Annotated in this window: 14 protein-coding genes; 6 read left to right on the forward strand and 8 right to left on the reverse strand. The window is 68.3% G+C overall.

Annotated elements, in window-relative coordinates; genetic code table 11:
* Both NM1_RS39705 and NM1_RS39710 read left to right on the forward strand, forming a co-directional pair.
* A partial coding sequence (locus tag NM1_RS39705; protein WP_068032849.1) for a DEAD/DEAH box helicase occupies window positions 1-2,455 on the forward strand: 2,455 nt, incomplete at its 5' end.
* A complete protein-coding gene (locus tag NM1_RS39710; RefSeq protein WP_068032850.1) occupies window positions 2,452-3,219 on the forward strand; it encodes an SWIM zinc finger family protein in 768 nt (255 codons plus the stop codon). The genes NM1_RS39705 and NM1_RS39710, both read left to right, overlap by 4 nt.
* Here NM1_RS39710 and NM1_RS39715 read toward each other — a convergent pair.
* Window positions 3,198-3,689 (reverse strand): LIC_13387 family protein, encoded by a 492-nt coding sequence (locus NM1_RS39715; RefSeq protein ID WP_147289176.1) that lies wholly within the window; start codon window positions 3,687-3,689, stop codon window positions 3,198-3,200. The genes NM1_RS39710 and NM1_RS39715 overlap by 22 nt on opposite strands.
* Before the next feature lie 72 nt (window positions 3,690-3,761).
* Here NM1_RS39715 and NM1_RS39720 point away from each other — a divergent pair, with 72 nt between their 5' ends.
* Together NM1_RS39720 and NM1_RS39725 are read left to right on the forward strand one after the other, a co-directional pair.
* A complete protein-coding gene (locus tag NM1_RS39720; RefSeq protein WP_169814407.1) occupies window positions 3,762-4,286 on the forward strand; it encodes a TetR/AcrR family transcriptional regulator in 525 nt (174 codons plus the stop codon).
* Complete coding sequence (locus NM1_RS39725; protein ID WP_068032856.1) at window positions 4,283-5,047, forward strand: helical backbone metal receptor; 765 nt, start codon at window positions 4,283-4,285, stop codon at window positions 5,045-5,047. Before NM1_RS39720 ends, NM1_RS39725 begins: the two co-directional genes overlap by 4 nt.
* Here NM1_RS39725 and NM1_RS39730 read toward each other — a convergent pair.
* The 4 genes from NM1_RS39730 to NM1_RS39745 are packed head-to-tail and all read right to left on the reverse strand — an operon-like array spanning window position 5,020 to window position 8,841.
* The gene (locus NM1_RS39730) at window positions 5,020-6,549 is read right to left on the reverse strand and encodes a flavin-containing monooxygenase (protein WP_068032858.1); all 1,530 of its coding nucleotides are present in this window, start codon (window positions 6,547-6,549) and stop codon (window positions 5,020-5,022) included. The two genes, NM1_RS39725 and NM1_RS39730, sit on opposite strands and share 28 nt — an antisense overlap.
* Window positions 6,546-7,043, reverse strand: a complete 498-nt coding sequence (locus NM1_RS39735) for an NAD(P)/FAD-dependent oxidoreductase (protein WP_068032860.1) — start codon at window positions 7,041-7,043, stop codon at window positions 6,546-6,548. The genes NM1_RS39730 and NM1_RS39735 overlap by 4 nt, the downstream gene beginning before the upstream one ends.
* Window positions 7,040-7,963, reverse strand: a complete 924-nt coding sequence (locus tag NM1_RS39740) for a reductase (protein ID WP_068032862.1) — start codon at window positions 7,961-7,963, stop codon at window positions 7,040-7,042. Before NM1_RS39740 ends, NM1_RS39735 begins: the two co-directional genes overlap by 4 nt.
* Window positions 7,964-8,004: 41 nt before the next feature.
* Window positions 8,005-8,841 (reverse strand): SDR family NAD(P)-dependent oxidoreductase, encoded by an 837-nt coding sequence (locus NM1_RS39745; RefSeq protein ID WP_068032863.1) that lies wholly within the window; start codon window positions 8,839-8,841, stop codon window positions 8,005-8,007.
* 114 nt (window positions 8,842-8,955) lie between these two features.
* On the opposite strand from NM1_RS39745, the gene NM1_RS39750 reads away from it, so the two are divergent.
* Complete coding sequence (locus NM1_RS39750) at window positions 8,956-9,612, forward strand: TetR/AcrR family transcriptional regulator (RefSeq protein WP_068032865.1); 657 nt, start codon at window positions 8,956-8,958, stop codon at window positions 9,610-9,612.
* Window positions 9,613-9,629: 17 nt separating this feature from the next.
* On the opposite strand, the gene NM1_RS39755 is transcribed toward NM1_RS39750, so the two are convergent.
* Window positions 9,630-10,427 carry an MmyB family transcriptional regulator gene (locus NM1_RS39755; RefSeq protein ID WP_114699899.1) on the reverse strand — a complete coding sequence of 266 codons (798 nt, stop codon included), beginning with the start codon at window positions 10,425-10,427 and terminating at the stop codon, window positions 9,630-9,632.
* Between the two features lie 206 nt (window positions 10,428-10,633).
* Between NM1_RS39755 and NM1_RS39760 the strand changes: the two genes are divergently transcribed.
* Complete coding sequence (locus NM1_RS39760) at window positions 10,634-11,029, forward strand: hypothetical protein (RefSeq protein WP_068032869.1); 396 nt, start codon at window positions 10,634-10,636, stop codon at window positions 11,027-11,029.
* 48 nt (window positions 11,030-11,077) lie between these two features.
* On the opposite strand, the gene NM1_RS39765 is transcribed toward NM1_RS39760, so the two are convergent.
* Together NM1_RS39765 and NM1_RS44405 are read right to left on the reverse strand one after the other, a co-directional pair.
* On the reverse strand, window positions 11,078-12,163 hold the full coding sequence (locus tag NM1_RS39765; RefSeq protein ID WP_068032871.1) for an amidohydrolase family protein: 1,086 nt from the start codon (window positions 12,161-12,163) through the stop codon (window positions 11,078-11,080).
* An 80-nt stretch (window positions 12,164-12,243) separates the two neighbouring features.
* The gene (locus NM1_RS44405) at window positions 12,244-15,684 is read right to left on the reverse strand and encodes a methylmalonyl-CoA mutase family protein (RefSeq protein ID WP_373864100.1); all 3,441 of its coding nucleotides are present in this window, start codon (window positions 15,682-15,684) and stop codon (window positions 12,244-12,246) included.
* Window positions 15,685-15,701: the final 17 nt, after the last annotated feature.

Below are 15,701 nucleotides of genomic sequence, written 5' to 3' on the forward strand. Positions count from 1 at the left end.
ACTGGTGGGCGGGCAGCGGCAGCGGGCGTGGCTGGCCGAGCTGGCCACCGCGATGCCGCCGGCGCTGCGCGTGGCGGGGCGACCCGCCGCGGTGCTGGAGGACATGCTGGCCGAACTGACCGACCCGATCGCGCGCCGCCGCCTCGACCTGGCCGAACAGAGCCATCCGCTGCTGGCGGCCCTGGCCGCGAACACGCCCCTGGAGCCGGGCTCGCACCGGGTGTCGGCGGCGCTGGAGGAGTGGCGGACCAGCCTCACCGCCGGGGAACCGGAGCTGGTGCTGCGGCTGCTGGAACCCGACGAGGATCCGGAATCCGGTGCGGACGGGTTCGACGCGCTCTGGCGGCTGGAGGTGTGCCTGCGAGCCGAAGGCGAAGCGCCGCAACCGGTTCCGATCCACGGCGATCCGGCGCAGCTGAAGCTGGCGGCGGAGAAGGTGACGGGGGCGGTGCAGGCCTATCCGATGCTGCGCGAGCTGCCGCGGGACCCGGGCGGCATCGACTTCCTGCTGCCCACCGCGGTCGTGCAGGACCTGGTCGCACACGGCGTGCACGCGCTGCGCGCGGCGGGGGTGCAGGTGCTGCTGCCCCGGGCGTGGCGGGTGGTCGCGCCGAGCATGCGCCTGAGCGTGCAGAGCCCGGCGGCCACCGAGACCGCGGTCGGCCTGAGCGGTCTGGTGTCCTACCACTGGGAGCTGGCGCTCGGCGACACCGTGCTCACCCCGGCCGAGATGGCGCGGCTGGTGCAGGCCAAATCGGATCTGGTGCGACTGCGCGGGCAGTGGGTGCAGGCCGACCACAAGGTGCTGGCGGCCGCCGCGGCCTATCTGAACGGTCGCACCGAGAATGCGGTGGGATCGCTGACCGAGGTGCTCGGCCAGGTCGCGACCTCCGAGGTCAAGCAGGTGCCGATCGAGGAGGTGAGCGTATCCGGCTGGGCAGCGGAGCTGCTCGAATCCACCAGGGAGCCGCAGCCGGTCGATCCACCGGCGGGGTTGAAGGCCGAGTTGCGGCCGTACCAGCTGCGCGGCCTGTCCTGGCTGGCGACGATGAACCGGCACAACTGCGGCGGCATCCTGGCCGACGATATGGGCCTGGGCAAGACTATTCAGATCCTCGCTCTGCTCGTGCACGAAAGAGAAACCGCGGCAAGGGATTCCATACCGAAGCCGACCCTGCTGATCTGCCCGATGTCGGTGGTCGGCAACTGGCAGCGCGAGGCCGAGCGCTTCGCCCCCGAACTGCGGGTGCTGGTGCATCACGGGGCCGGCCGCCGGTCCGGCGCGGAATTCGATGCGGCCGTGGCGGATTCGGATATCGTGATCACCACCTACGCCCTGCTGGCCCGTGATGTCGAGCAGTTGAAGCGCCAGACGTGGGAGCGGGTGGTGCTGGACGAGGCGCAGCACATCAAGAACGCCAACACCCGGCAGGCCCGGGCCGCACGAAATGTCCCGGCGCGGCAGCGCCTGGCGCTCACCGGAACACCGGTCGAGAACCGGCTCGAGGAACTGCGCTCGATCCTGGACTTCGCGGCGCCCGACCTGCTGGGCAAGGCCTCGGAGTTCCACGCCCGCTTCGCGGTGCCGATCGAGCGCGAGCACGACGAGAACGCGATCACCCGGCTGCGCACCGTCACCGCCCCGTTCGTACTGCGCCGGGTCAAGACCGATCCGGCGGTGATCTCGGACCTGCCCGAGAAGATCGAGATGACGGTCCGCTCCAACCTGACCGTGGAGCAGGCGGCGCTGTATCAGGCCGTGGTCGACGATATGGTGGCAAACCTGAAGCAGTCCAAGGATATTCAGCGCAAGGGCGTGGTGCTCGGAGCGCTGACGCGACTCAAGCAGGTATGCAACCACCCCGCGCACTACCTGAGCGACGGATCCGCGCTGCTGCGCCGCGGGCAGCACCGCTCCGGCAAGCTGGCGCTGGTCGAGGACGTGCTGGAGTCGGTGCTGGCCGACGGCGAGAAGGCGCTGCTGTTCACCCAGTTCCGCGAGTTCGGGGAGCTGATCGAGCCGTATCTGACCGAGCGGTTCGGCACCCCCGTTCCGTTCCTGCACGGCGGCGTCTCGAAGAAGCGGCGCGACGCCATGGTCACCGGATTCCAGGAGGACGGCGGGCCGCCGCTGATGCTGTTGTCGCTCAAGGCCGGTGGCACCGGCCTGAATCTCACCGCCGCCAATCACGTTGTGCACCTGGACCGCTGGTGGAATCCGGCGGTGGAGAACCAGGCCACCGACCGCGCCTTCCGGATCGGCCAGCGTCGCGACGTGCAGGTGCGCAAGCTGGTGTGCGTCGACACCATCGAGGAGCGTATCGACGACATGATCAGCGGCAAACAGGAATTGGCGAACCTGACCGTCGGCACCGGCGAGAACTGGATCACCGAGCTGAGCAACGACGAGATCCAGCGGATGTTCGCGCTCGGGTCCGAGGCGGTGGGCGAATGAGCCCGTTCACCGATTACAGCCAGTTCGGTAAGCGCCGCCCGGTGCGCGGCGGCGTCGAACCTCGCAGTCGCCGTGGGTCGTTCGCGCGCACGTGGTGGGGCCGGTCGTTCATCGAGGCGGTGGAGCAGGTCGCCGACGCCGGTCGGCTGGCGCGTGGCCGCTCGTACGCGAGGTCCGGCCAGGTGGTCAACTATGCGATCGAGTCCGGCACGGTGACGGCCGAGGTGCAGGGCAGCCAGCCGCGCCCGTTCACTTCGGTGCTGACCTTGCGGAAGCTTCGCGACGAGCGCCTCGACGAGCTGGTCGACCTGGTTCGCGACACCCCGGGCATGCTCGCCCAATTGGCGTCCGGCGCCCTGTCGCAGGACCTGGGCCCGCTGCTGCTGCCGACCACCGCCTCGGAACTGGACTTCGGCTGCAGCTGCCCCGATTCCGGCTGGCCGTGCAAACACGTCGCCGCGGTCTGCTACATCATCGCCGACCGGCTCGACTCCGAGCCCTCGATCATGCTCACCCTGCGCGGGCTCGATCTGGACACCTTGATCAGCGGCGTTCAGAACGACAGCGGCACAACGGTTTCCGATGATCTTTACGGCGAGAATATCGCGCTGCCGAGGCTGCCCGAGCCCGAATTCCGGCCCGCCGTGGACGATCTGGACCCGATGCCGCTGCGGCGGGCGTTGCGCATGACCTCCGAGGATGAGCCGATCGCCGAGGCCGGGCTGCGGGAGTTGCGGGCCGTCTACCGCGCGTTCGACGAATAGTCCGCCGACCGGGTCCCGCCGAACAGCACCGCGGCGAAACACAGCGTGCCGACGACCGAGAAGGCGATCACGGGTTCGGGGAAGTAGAGCACGGCGATCCAGCACGTGAATACGGCCGTGGCCGTGCAGGCCCAGTTGAACGGGGACCAGCGGGCGATCAGGTGCGGGGCGTTGCGCGCGGCGACGAGGACGAGAATCGCGAACATCACGCCCAGCATGCCCATGCCGACGCTGTAGCCGGTGTTGAGGTCGAAAACCGTTATCTGACGGCCGTTTTCGAACATCGGGGAAGGCGTGCGCGCCGACAGGTCGTTGATGAGTTCCTCGTCCGGCCCGTCCTCGCCGCCGAATACGTGAATGAACAGCAGGTGTGCCAGGCCGATTGCGCCGATCAGCGCGGCACCGGTGGTGTGGGCGACCACCGGCCAGCGCGGGATGGTGATCGATGGGGATGACGCCGCAGTGGTCATCTCGGCCTCCGGAAAGCGAGGGGAGCGCCGTGCTCCGGAACATAACAAAAGTTATGTTATAGGCTGGTGGATGTGGCGGGCAAGACCTCGTGGCTGGAATCGGGCCTGGCGATCCTCGGGACGGCCGGGCCGACGGCCCTGACCATCGACCGGCTGGTGGCGGCCACCGGCCTGAGCACCGGCTCCTTCTACCACCATTTCCACGGCATGCAGGGCTACAAGACGGCGCTGCTCGACTACTTCGAGACGGTGCACACCACGCACTACATTCGGGCGGTGGACGCGGCGGGCCTCGACCCGCGCGCCCGGCTCGAGCGACTGGTGGACCTGGTGCTCGACAGCGACGAGCCCGCCAATATCGAACTCGCGATCAGCGCCTGGGCCCTGAACGAGCCGTTGGCCGCGGCGGCCAAGGAGCGGGTCGACAAGGCCCGCTTCGACTTCCTGCGCACGCTGCTGGCCGAGGGCGGCCGCGCCGAGGCCGATGCGCGGGCGACGGCGCGAATCCTGTATCTGCTCGTGCTCGGTTCGGCGAGTATGCGGCCGACGGTGCCGCCGGAGGAACTGCGGGACCTGTGCCGGAGGGTGCTGGCATGACACTGGACGATCTCGACGCCGAGGTTCCGGTGAAACACCCTGTGCACCGGGTGATTTCGCTGGTGCCCTCGTTGACCGAGGCGATCGCCGCGACCTGCCCCGAGGTGCTGATCGCCGCTACCGAATGGTGTACGCATCCGGGGGATCTGGACGTGGAACGGGTGCGCGGGACCAAGAATCCCGATGTGCGGCGCATTGCCGAGCTGGCACCGGATCTGGTGGTGTGCAATCAGGAGGAGAACCGGCGCATCGATGTCGACCGGCTCCGTGGGGCGGGAATTCCGGTGTGGGTCACCAGGATCCGAACGATCGACGAGGCCCTCGAATCCATGGCGCGATTGTTCGATATCGCACTCGATACCGGCAGGCCCGAGTGGCTGACCGCGGCCGCGGACGCCTGGGCCGAGCCCGCGCCGGGACGTGCGCGGAATGCCGTGATCCCGGTGTGGCGCAACCCGTGGATGGTGGTCGGCGGCGACACGTTCACCGGCGATGTCGCGCGTCGGCTCGGGCTACGCCTGGTGCACGCCGACCGCGCCGGGCGCTATCCGAAGGTCTCCGAGCAGGAGCTGCGCGACGGCATCGAACTGGCGGTGCTGCCGGACGAGCCGTATGTCTTCACCGAAACCGATGGGCCCGAGGCATTTCCGGGTGTTCCGGTGGCGCTGGTATCCGGCCGCAGCCTCACCTGGTACGGCCCGTCGCTGGTCACCGCGCGTGCCGAACTGTCCGATCAGCTGGCCCGTTCCTTCCTGGCCTGAACCGGCGTCCGCTCGAAGGAATAGTCGCCGAGATCGAAATGCCCGGCGCGCCATGCGGCCTCGGCGGTACTCATGGGTTTGAGCGGCACATCACCGTGCTGGTCGAAGTAGTAGCTGTTGGCCAGCGTGCAGCTGTCCTGCCAGAACACCTGTCCGTCACGGCGATTCAGCATCTCCCGGAAGAACCGGTCGTTGGCGGCGCGCGTCACCTCCACCCGCCCGGCCTCGGTGCGGCGGGCATGGCGCAGCAGCCGCAGGATGTGCCGGGTCTGCATCTCGATCAGCGTGAAGTACGACGCCCCGTTGTAGCCGTAGGGCCCGATGATGGAGAAGAAGTTCGGGAAGCCGGGCACGCTCACGCCCTCGTAGGCCTGCAGGCGGTTCTCGTCCCACCACTTCTCCAGGTCCAGGCCGTCGACGCCGTGCAGCCCGAAGGTCGGCATATTGCCCGCCTCCATCACCTTGAATCCGGTGGCCAGGATCAGGACGTCCACCGGGTGCTCGGTGCCGGCGTGGGTGCGGACCCCCGTCGGGGTGATCTCGGCGATGGGGTCGGTCTCGAGCACGACGTTGTCGCGATTGAACGTCGCCAGGTATTCGTTGGAGAAGCCGGGTCGCTTGCAGCCCAGCGCATATCGGGGCGTGAGCTTGTCGCGGATCGCCGGATCGTGCACCTGGTTGCGCAGGTGTGCCAGGCCGGTGCGTTCGCCCAGCTTGGCCAGCGGCAATTTCGAATAGTAGTGCGCGGACAGGGGGAAGGTCAGTTCCACGAAGGTCTGGCTGGCCAGGCGCGACAGGGTCTGGCCGCCGGGCAGATGCCGCATCGCCCACCGCACCGGCGCGGGCAGCGTCGTATCCGGCCGCGGCAGGCACCAGATCGGGGTGCGCTGGAACACCACCAATTGGCCGACGTCCGGCGCGATCGTCGGAATCACCTGCACGGCAGAGGCTCCGGTGCCGATGATCGCCACCCGCTTCCCGCGCAGATCCTGGGAGTGGTCCCAGCGCGAGGTGTGCATGGTGAGGCCGCCGAACGTCTCGACGCCCGGGATCTCGGGCAATTTCGGACGGGTGAGCACGCCCGTGGCGGCGATGACGTATCGGGCGGTGAGTTCGCCGCCGTCGGCCGTGCGCAGGCGCCACATGCTGCTGTCCGTGTCGAACTCCGCATCGGAGATGTTGGTGCCGAACCGGATTCGCGGCCGCAGGCCGTACTTGTCGGCGCAGTGCTCGGCGTAGGCCTTCAACTCCCCGCCCGGGGCGTACACCCGCGACCAGTCCGAGCTCTGCTCGAACGAGTACTGGTAGCTGAACGACGGAATATCCACCGCGATACCGGGATAGGTGTTCCAGTGCCACGTCCCGCCGACGCCGTCGGCCTCGTCGACGATCAGGAAGTCGTCGAAACCGTTCTCCCGCAGCTTGATCGCCACGCCGATACCGGAGAATCCGGCGCCGACGATGATCACCTCGTGATGGGTGGCGACGTCCTGATCGGTCATTGGTCCTCCTGGGCGAAGATGATGCAGTCGACCCGGTGCTCGATACCGTCCACGGTACGGATTCCCAGCGGCGCAAGTCGCGCGATCGGCCAGGTCACCAGCTTGCAGTTGGGTCGCTGCAGGGCCTCGTAGTAGTGATTGTGCAGTCGGATCCGCGCCGGGCCGTCGGGCGTCAGCTGGCGTCGCACCCAGGAATCGCGGACCTGCAGGCGCAGATTCGCCCGGGCCGCCCAGCGCGCGATGCGGCCGGGCAGCACTCCCAGCGCCTCCGAAAGCGGTGGTCTGGGCAGCACCCACACCGGATCCTGTTGGAAAACGGTCACTTTCCGGGCCTCGGCGGCCACCGCGGGCAGCACCCGCGCGACCGCGGCGCCGGTGCCGAGGACGGCCACCCGGCGCCCGCGCAGGTTCACCCGGCGATCCCAGCGCGCGCAGTGGATCCGCTGCCCGGCGTACTCGTCACGGGTATCGAATGTCCGGGCGGGCTCGGTCATTTCGCCACCGGGTCGTAGGTGAGCTCCTTCGACCAGGACGGCGGCCGCCCCAGCACCCGCACCGGGAACCGGTCGATACCGGCATTGAGCGCGTCGACGGCCAGCTGGACCGGCTGGATCCGGTTGATCGTCGCCATCGCGTGATAGCGGACCACGTGATACAGCGGCACCCGCCGGATGTTCGGGCTGCGCTCGCCCACGGTCTCGTAGCGCCGCACCGCATTCCACAACTTCTCTTCGTCCAGCCCGAGGGCCACGATATTGGCCGCCATTCGCGACAGCAGTGGCGCGTACAGCAGCGCACCCAGCACGAACGACGGGCGCGCCGCGAAACCGGCGGTCTCGATCACCAGCCGCCGCATCGGTCCCGCGCCGAGCTGTTCGAGCACCTGGAACCCGACCGCCAGATGCCGGGACTCGTCACTGTTGATGTGCCGGAACACCTCGTGGCACAGCGGATCCCGCACCTCGTCGAGCAGGAACTTCACCAGCGCGCCGTCCAGTGCGGTCTCCAGCGACGGGATCACGGTGCCGAGCACGGGTAGCGAGAGGTCGTCGGAGTAGCGCTCCAGCCACTCGATGACCAGTCGGATGTTGGTGTTGGGCACCGGCATCCGCTCGCCGTCCAGCATGCCCCAGCGGCGCATCAGCGCCAGTTCCGCATTGGCGTGCTTCTGTTCCTCGGCGTGGAAGTAGCGGTAGATCTCGCGCAGCGCGCCCTCGGGTGCCTTGCGCGTCAGCGCGGCGAAACCGCGTGCGCCGACGTGCTCGATCCACACCAGATCCGCCATGAACGCGGCCAGTCGCGGACGCTGCTCGTCGGTGATCAGCTCGGCTCCCGGTGCGTCCCAGTCGATATCGGCCAGGGCCCACTGCCGGTCCTTGATCGTCTCCAGCATGTCCGGATATGCGAACGCCATTGTTCGACCTCCTCGAAATGGTCCGGCGCACTCGAAATGTGCTAGCGCATCAGCCGTTCCAGCAGTCCGGCGGCGCGCGTGTAGGGGACGGGCAGCAGCCGCTTGGACTGCCAGATGAGCTTGGCCTCGACCTGCGGGACCACGTACAACTGCCCGCGGTCCACCGCGTCGAGGGTGGTGCGGGCGATCGACTCGGGGGAGCGGCCGGTCCAGCGCAGCATGGCATCGCCGAGCTGTGCGACGGTCGGATCCTCGAACGAAACATCCTGCAGGATATTGGTTTTCACCGCGGTCGGGCACAGGGCGGTAACGATGACGCCGCTGCCCGCCAGCTCCGCGGCGAGCGTCTCCGACAGCGCCAGCACACCGGCCTTGCTCACGTTGTAGGCGGCCATGCGGGGTGCGGCGCCGAATGCGGCGGCCGAGGCGGTGTTCACGATGGCGCCGTGCCCGGCGGCGCGCAGCCGCGGGGCGAAGACATGGCAGCCGTGGATGACGCCCCACAGGTTGACGTCGAGCACCTGATGCCACTCCGACAGCGGCGCCTGCCCGACAAGCGCTCCGCCGCGGCCGATTCCGGCGTTGTTGATCACGATATCGGGCGGCTTGCCGAACCACTGCTCGGCGGTGTCGGCGAGGGCGACGACCTGGTCGGACCGGCCCACATCGCAGGGCACGTCGAACGCCTTTCCGCCTGCGCCGCCGATGATCTCGACGGTCTCGCGGGCGCGGTCGGCATCGATGTCGGAGCAGACCACCCGCCCGCCGCGGCGGCTCAGCTCCACCGCGAAGGCCCGTCCGATGCCGCTGCCGGCGCCGGTGACCACCGCATCCGCCTGGTGCGTGCGGCGGGTGCCGCCGAAGGGATTCAGCCTCATGAGAACTCCCGTAGCCGTGTCGGCAGGCCCGGCCTCGGGAGGCAATTGGTGTCGCATGCCATCATTGGCCGCGCCTGCCACCAATTAGGCGCCCGGAGGGGCAGAATGTCAACCATGCGCGCACCAACGGGATCGAACCGATCCGCCCGAACCTGGGGCGGCCGCACGCGCGAACAGCGCCGTGCCGAGCGCCGCGCCCGGCTGATCGAGGCGGCGCTCGAGATCTGGGTCGACAACGGCTGGGCCGCGGTCACCATGCGCGGCGTCTGCGCCCGGGCCTCGCTCAACGACCGCTACTTCTACGAGCACTTCGCGGATCGGGACGAACTGCTGGCCGTGGTGTGGGACGAGGTGTGTCTGGAGGTGTTCGGGGAGCTGTCGGCGGTCGTCGTCGAGTACCTCGGCCGGACACCGCTCCAGATCCTGCGCGCGGCGATCACGCGCGCCGTGGAGTTGCAGTCGGGAGGTCACGCGCGCATCCTGCTGGCCGAGCACGCCGGGAGCGCGGTGCTCGAGCAGCGCCGGTCCAAGATGCTGACCGATGCCACCGACCTGCTCATCGCCGCGGCCCGGCCCTACCTGCGCCCCGGCGTGGACGAGACCTCCTTCCGCATGAGCACACTCATGGGCATCGGCGGCTTCGTCGAACTGCTCGCGGCCTGGCGCACAGGCGCCGTGGATGTCGACGCGGCCCGCATCATCGACCACACCAGCGCCCACGCCGCCCTGCTCTCGGCCCAGTACCTACCGCCCGAGGTGATCGATGCATGACGCCGGAATGACGGGGACTACCCGGCCTCGGCCAGGGTGTGGAATGCAGACTGGGTGAAATCGTCCAGGGGATAGAACAATTCGATGGCGAGTTCGGAGAGCGTGACGTCGGCCGGGGCGCCGAAGGTGGCCATGGTGCTGAACATGGACAGCTCGCCCATCGGGGTGCGGATGCGCAGCGAGACCTGGAACGGGCTCGGCTGGGGCACTTCGGATTCCGTGTCTTCCGAAGGTTCGGGGTAGTCGGCCACCTCGTCGTACAGCTGCTGCAGCTTCGGATCCCCGGTCGCATGAACCTGGCGAATCAGGCGCTCCAGGAACAACTTTCGCACCTGGCGCGTATTCACCAGGTTGGGCAGCAACCCTTCGGGATGCAGGACGAGCCGATAGACATTCGCCTCCGGCCGCAGCAGATGCTCCGGAATGCCGTGCATCAGCACGCCCATGGCGCGGTTGCCGGTCACCAGATTCCAGTATCGGTCCACGACCACCGCCGGATACGGTTCGTGCGCGGCGAGCATGGTGTCCAGGGCCGCCCGCACCGAGCTCAGCTGGGCATCGTCGAGGCTGCTCTCCCGGTACTCGGGCGCGTATCCACCGGCCAGCAGCAGCGTATTGCGTTCGCGCAGTGGCACATCCAGCGTTTCGGACAGGCGCAGCACCATTTCGCGGCTGGGCCGGGACCGTCCCGTCTCGACATACGACACGTGGCGGGCCGAGGTCTCCGCGGCCAGCGCCAGGTCCAGCTGGCTCAGCCGCCGCCGCTGCCGCCACTGCCGCAGCAGAGCGCCCACCTGGGCTGTCGGCGCGGTCATGGTCATTTGCGCAGCATATCCGGGGCCGCTGTCGCTATGACGTCGGAGGTTCGCCACATATCCGGGCCGACGTCGCCATGACGTCGGAAGACTGCCGCATATCCGAACGCCGTCGCCATGACGTCGGAGGTTATTGAGGATCGGCATCCGGCCCGGCAGCCTCGATATCGCGACCGATCGGGTCGCCCGGCTGACAGGAGAGGGATATGACCACAGCTACCGCGACCATCGCCCGCGTCGACCTGCGTAGCGTGCTGCGCATCGACGGCTGGAGCACGGGCCTATTCGGTGTCGTCATGCTCGCCGCGGCACCGGTGCTGCGCGATCCGCTCGGCCTGCCCACAGCCTGGTCGATCCCGTTCGGTGTGGCGATGCTGGGTGGGGCGGCGGCGCTGCTGCTGATCGCGGGCTACGCGGAGATCCCGCGGCGGCTCGCGGCGACCGTCGCGATCGCGAACGCGGCCTCGGCCGTAGCGATGACCGTGCTCGCCTTCATCGACGTGATCCCGCTGACCGGGTGGGGCGTGGCGTTCCTGCTCGTCGGTGCGGCCGTCGTCGCCGTTTTCGCGGAGCTGGAATTCTTCGGCCTGCGGCGGGCATGAAGCCAGGCGTACCTCCGGCCATGCGCGGGCTGATGACGGCTACGCCGACTACGCCAGCAACTCGGCGTCGATGCCGTACACCCGCTGGGCATTGTCGCGGAAGATCTGTTGCAGCTCCGCGGCACTGCCGTCGCGGTCGGCGAGCACATCGACGATCGCCCGCGCACTGTTGGAGATGCTCGTAATCGGTTTGTCCACAGGGAAATTCGATCCCCAGATCAACCGCTGTGCCCCGAACACATCGAAGGCGTGGTGCAGCAGCGGCCCGGTGCGGTCCAGCAGCGTCGGCACCGGGGTCGGGGTGCCCCGCACCGGGACCGGATGTCCGAGGACCGGCATGGCCAGCCCCGTCAGCTTCGCGACCACGTTGGGATGCGTTGCGAGCGTGGCGATATCGTCGCGCCACTGCACGAACAGCTCGCGCCGGCGGCCCGGCTGGGTGCCGGTGTGCTTGCCGACCGGGCCGAAGATCCCGGCGGGCGTGCCGAGGTGGTTCAGCACGATGGTGACCTCGGGATAGCGCTGCGCCAGCGCCGTGACCTGCGGCAGCTGCTGCGAGTACACCCACGCCTCGAACGACAGCCCGCGCTCGGCGAGCACCGCGAAACCGTCCAGGAACGCCTTCGTGGTCAGTGCGTCGGGGGTGGGACAGAAGGAGCGCACGCTCGGGTCCGGGTGGTGCGCCACCATGGTCCGGATGCCCCGGAACAGCGGCGACGCCGACTGATGCGCGTCGACGAGTTCGGCGAATCCGGGCGCCGCGGGGTCACCGCTGCCGACGATGGCGCCCAGCGCGGGCGTGTCCACGCCGAACGGCAGGCTCGCCACCCATCGCGTCTCGTCGGCCTTGGCCTCCGGCGCCTTCCCCGCCCATTCGACCTCCACGTGCACCAGCGCCTCGACCGGAACCTCGCCGAGGTCGGCCCGGTAGTCGGCGGGCAGGTACGGCCGGACGTAGATCTCGGGATCGCCGACGAATTCCCGGTCGCGCTGCGGCGCCAGTCGCGCCGCGAGGTCGATCGGCACCGGGAGATAGCGGAACAGCTTGGCGAGCCGACTGAAATCTCGCGGCGTCGTCAGCGGATCCCACTGATGGACGTGCGCATCCACGACGCTGATCCCCGCGAGGTCCATGACCGTCCTTTCGCCTCGGCTACCCGTGCGACCAGGCGATTGTCACACGGGCCGCGCCCCGATCGCGGGAGATCGGGATTTCACACGTTGCGGCGGTACTGGCCGCCGACGGTGAAGAAGGCGTCGGTGATCTGCTGCAGCGTGCAGACGCGGGCGGCGTCCATTAGCACCTCGAAGACGTTGTCGTCGCCGCGGGCGGCCACCTCCAGCCGGGCCAGGGCGGCGTGCGCGGCATCGCGATGGCGGTCCTGGAAGCCGCGGGTGCGCTCCAGTTGCGACCGCTTCTCCTGCTCGGTGCCGCGGGCCAATTCCAGCACCCGGTGCTCCTCCTCGTGCGGGTTGCGGAAGGTGTTGACGCCGATGAGCGGCAGGCTGCCGTCGTGTTTGCGCTGCTCGTACAGCATCGACTCGTCCTGGATGCGCCCGCGCTGGTAGCCGGTCTCCATGGCGCCGAGCACACCGCCGCGCTCGCTGATCCGCTCGAACTCGCTCAGCACGGCCTCCTCCACGAGGTCGGTGAGCTCGTCGATGATGAAGCTGCCCTGCAGCGGATTCTCGTTCATGGCCAGCCCCCACTCCTTGTTGATGATCAACTGGATGGCGAGGGCGCGGCGCACCGAATCCTCGGTGGGGGTGGTGACCGCCTCGTCGTAGGCGTTGGTGTGCAGGCTGTTGCAGTTGTCGTAGAGCGCGATCAGCGCCTGCAGCGTGGTGCGAATGTCGTTGAAGCTCATCTCCTGTGCGTGCAGCGAGCGTCCGGAGGTCTGGATGTGGTACTTCAGCTTCTGCGACCGTTCGCTCGCGCCGTACTTGTCGCGCATGGTGACCGCCCAGATGCGGCGGGCCACCCGGCCGATCACCGAATACTCCGGATCCATGCCGTTGGAGAAGAAGTACGACAGGTTGGGCGCGAACTCATCGATGTGCATGCCGCGCGCCAGATACGCCTCCACGTAGGTGAAGCCGTTGGCGAGCGTGAACGCCAGCTGGCTGATCGGATTCGCCCCGGCCTCGGCGATATGGTAGCCGGAGATCGATACCGAGTAGAAGTTGCGAACACCGTTGCGCACGAACCATTCCTGGATGTCCGACATCATGCGCAGGCTGAACTCGGTGGAGAAGATGCAGGTGTTCTGGCCCTGGTCCTCCTTGAGGATGTCGGCCTGTACGGTGCCGCGCACGGTGGACAGCGTTATCGCGCGGATCTCGGCGGCCTCGGCATCGCTCGGGTCGCGCCCCTCGGACTCGGAGAATCGTTGCAGCGCTTGATCTATCGCTGCATTGAGGAAGAAGGCGAGGATGGTCGGCGCGGGGCCGTTGATCGTCATCGACACCGATGTGGTGGGCGCGGCGAGGTCGAAACCGTCGTAGAGCGCCTTCATATCGTCGAGCGTGGCGATGGAGACGCCCGAGGTGCCGACCTTGCCGTAGATATCCGGCCGTTCGGCCGGATCGTGGCCGTAGAGAGTCACCGAATCGAACGCGGTGGACAGGCGTTTCGCGTCGGCGTGCTCCGACAGCACCTTGAACCGGCGATTGGTGCGGAACGGGTCGCCCTCCCCGGCGAACATTCGCGCCGGGTCCTCGTTGTCGCGCTTGAACGCGAATACGCCCGCGGTGAACGGAAATCGACCCGGCAGATTCTCCGAGCGCAGGAACCGCAGCAGCTCACCGTGATCGGTGAAACGGGGGAGCGCGACACGGGGGATCGAGCTGCCCGACAGCGAAGTTCGGCGCAGGGTGGTGTGGATCTCCCGGTCGCGCACCTTCACGACCTGCTCGTCGCCTCGATACGACTCGGCAACCTCCGGCCAGTCCTTCAGCAGCGCAGCACTTTCGGGTGTCAGGTCGGTGCGCGCCTGTTCCAGCAATCGGGCCACCGCGGCCGCTGCCTCCGACATTTCCGCATGCTGTCCGCGTGTACTCCGGGCGCGATGCGGTCCCCCACCATCTTCGGCGTAATGCGGTCCCTCCCTGTTTCCCGCGCGATGCGGTCCTTCCGTGTTTCCGGTGCGATGCGGTCCCTCCGTGTTTCCGGTGCGATGCGGTCCTTCCATTTTTCCGGCATGCTTTTGGCCGGAATCTTCGTCGCCCGTGAGTTCGTCCAGCACCTGCTGGAAGCGCTGAACACGTTGTGCGGCAACCATTTCCCGCGAAGTATCGGCGTGATAATCCCGCACCGTCTCCGCGATCTCGGCCAGGTACCGCACCCGGGCAGGCGGGATGATCTGCGCGAACCTGGTCGATACCTTGGTGTCCACTCGCGGCAAGGCCCCCGGCTCCAGCGTGAGCCCCTTTTCCGACAGCAATCCCGACAGCTGCTGATAAAGCGCCGTCACGCCGTCGTCGTTGAATGTCGCTGCGCTGGTGCCGAATACGGGCATATCGTCAGGGGAGGCGCCGAAGGCCTCGCGGTTGCGGACCAGCTGCCGCGATACGTCGCGCAGCGCGTCGGCGGCCCCGCGGCGCTCGAACTTGTTGATCGCCACCACATCCGCGTAATCGAGCATATCGATCTTCTCCAGCTGTGATGCCGCGCCGAACTCCGGCGTCATCACATACAGCGACACGTCGACATGGTCGATGATCGCCGCATCGCCCTGGCCGATGCCCGGGGTCTCCAGGATCACCAGGTCGTACCCGGCGGCCTTGCACGCCAGGATCATTGCGTCGATATTGGTCGGCAACTCGCGGCCGCCGCGGGTCGCCAGCGAGCGGAAGTAGGTGTGGCCGTCGTCGAGGGCGTTCATCCGGATCCGGTCGCCCAGCAGCGCACCGCCCCCGCGCCGGCGCGTCGGATCCACCGCCAGGATCGCCACCCGCAGCTTGTCCTGCTGATCCGAGCGCAGGCGGCGCACCAATTCGTCGGTGAGGGAGGACTTTCCGGAGCCGCCGGTGCCGGTGATGCCCAGTACGGGGACGGTCCGATCCGATGCCGCGGCCGTGATCGCATCCAGGTCGGCGGCGGGCAGCGCATCCTGCTGGAGACAGGTGAGCATGCGGGCCAGGGCTTTTCGCTCACCGGACAGCACGGCCTCCACCGGCGCCGGCGTCAGCGACAGATCCACGTCGCAGTCCCGGACCAGCTCGTTGATCATGCCCGGCAGCCCCAGCCGCTGCCCGTCCTCGGGGGAGAAGATGCGCACCCCGGCGTCGGCGAGCCGGGCGATCTCGTCGGCGACGATCACGCCGCCGCCACCGCCGAAGATCCGCACGTGTTCGGCACCGGCCTCGCGCAATGCCGCCGCCAGATATTCGAAATATTCGACGTGCCCGCCCTGATACGAGCTGACCGCCACGCCCTGCGCGTCCTCGGTGAGCACCGCGTCCACCACCTCGTGCACGGCCCGGTTGTGCCCTAGATGAATCACCTCCGCACCCTGCGACTGCAGTATCCGGCGCATGATGTTGATCGCCGCGTCGTGCCCGTCGAACAGCGCCGCCGAGGTCACGAAGCGCACGGGGTGGACGGGCGAATGCAGGGTGGAGCGATCGGCCATGGTGTCCTCCGGCAAGTCCATTTGGCGCCCGATACTAG

It is taken from the genome of Nocardia mexicana NBRC 108244 (genome assembly GCF_001613165.1).
Lineage (GTDB): Bacteria > Actinomycetota > Actinomycetes > Mycobacteriales > Mycobacteriaceae > Nocardia > Nocardia mexicana.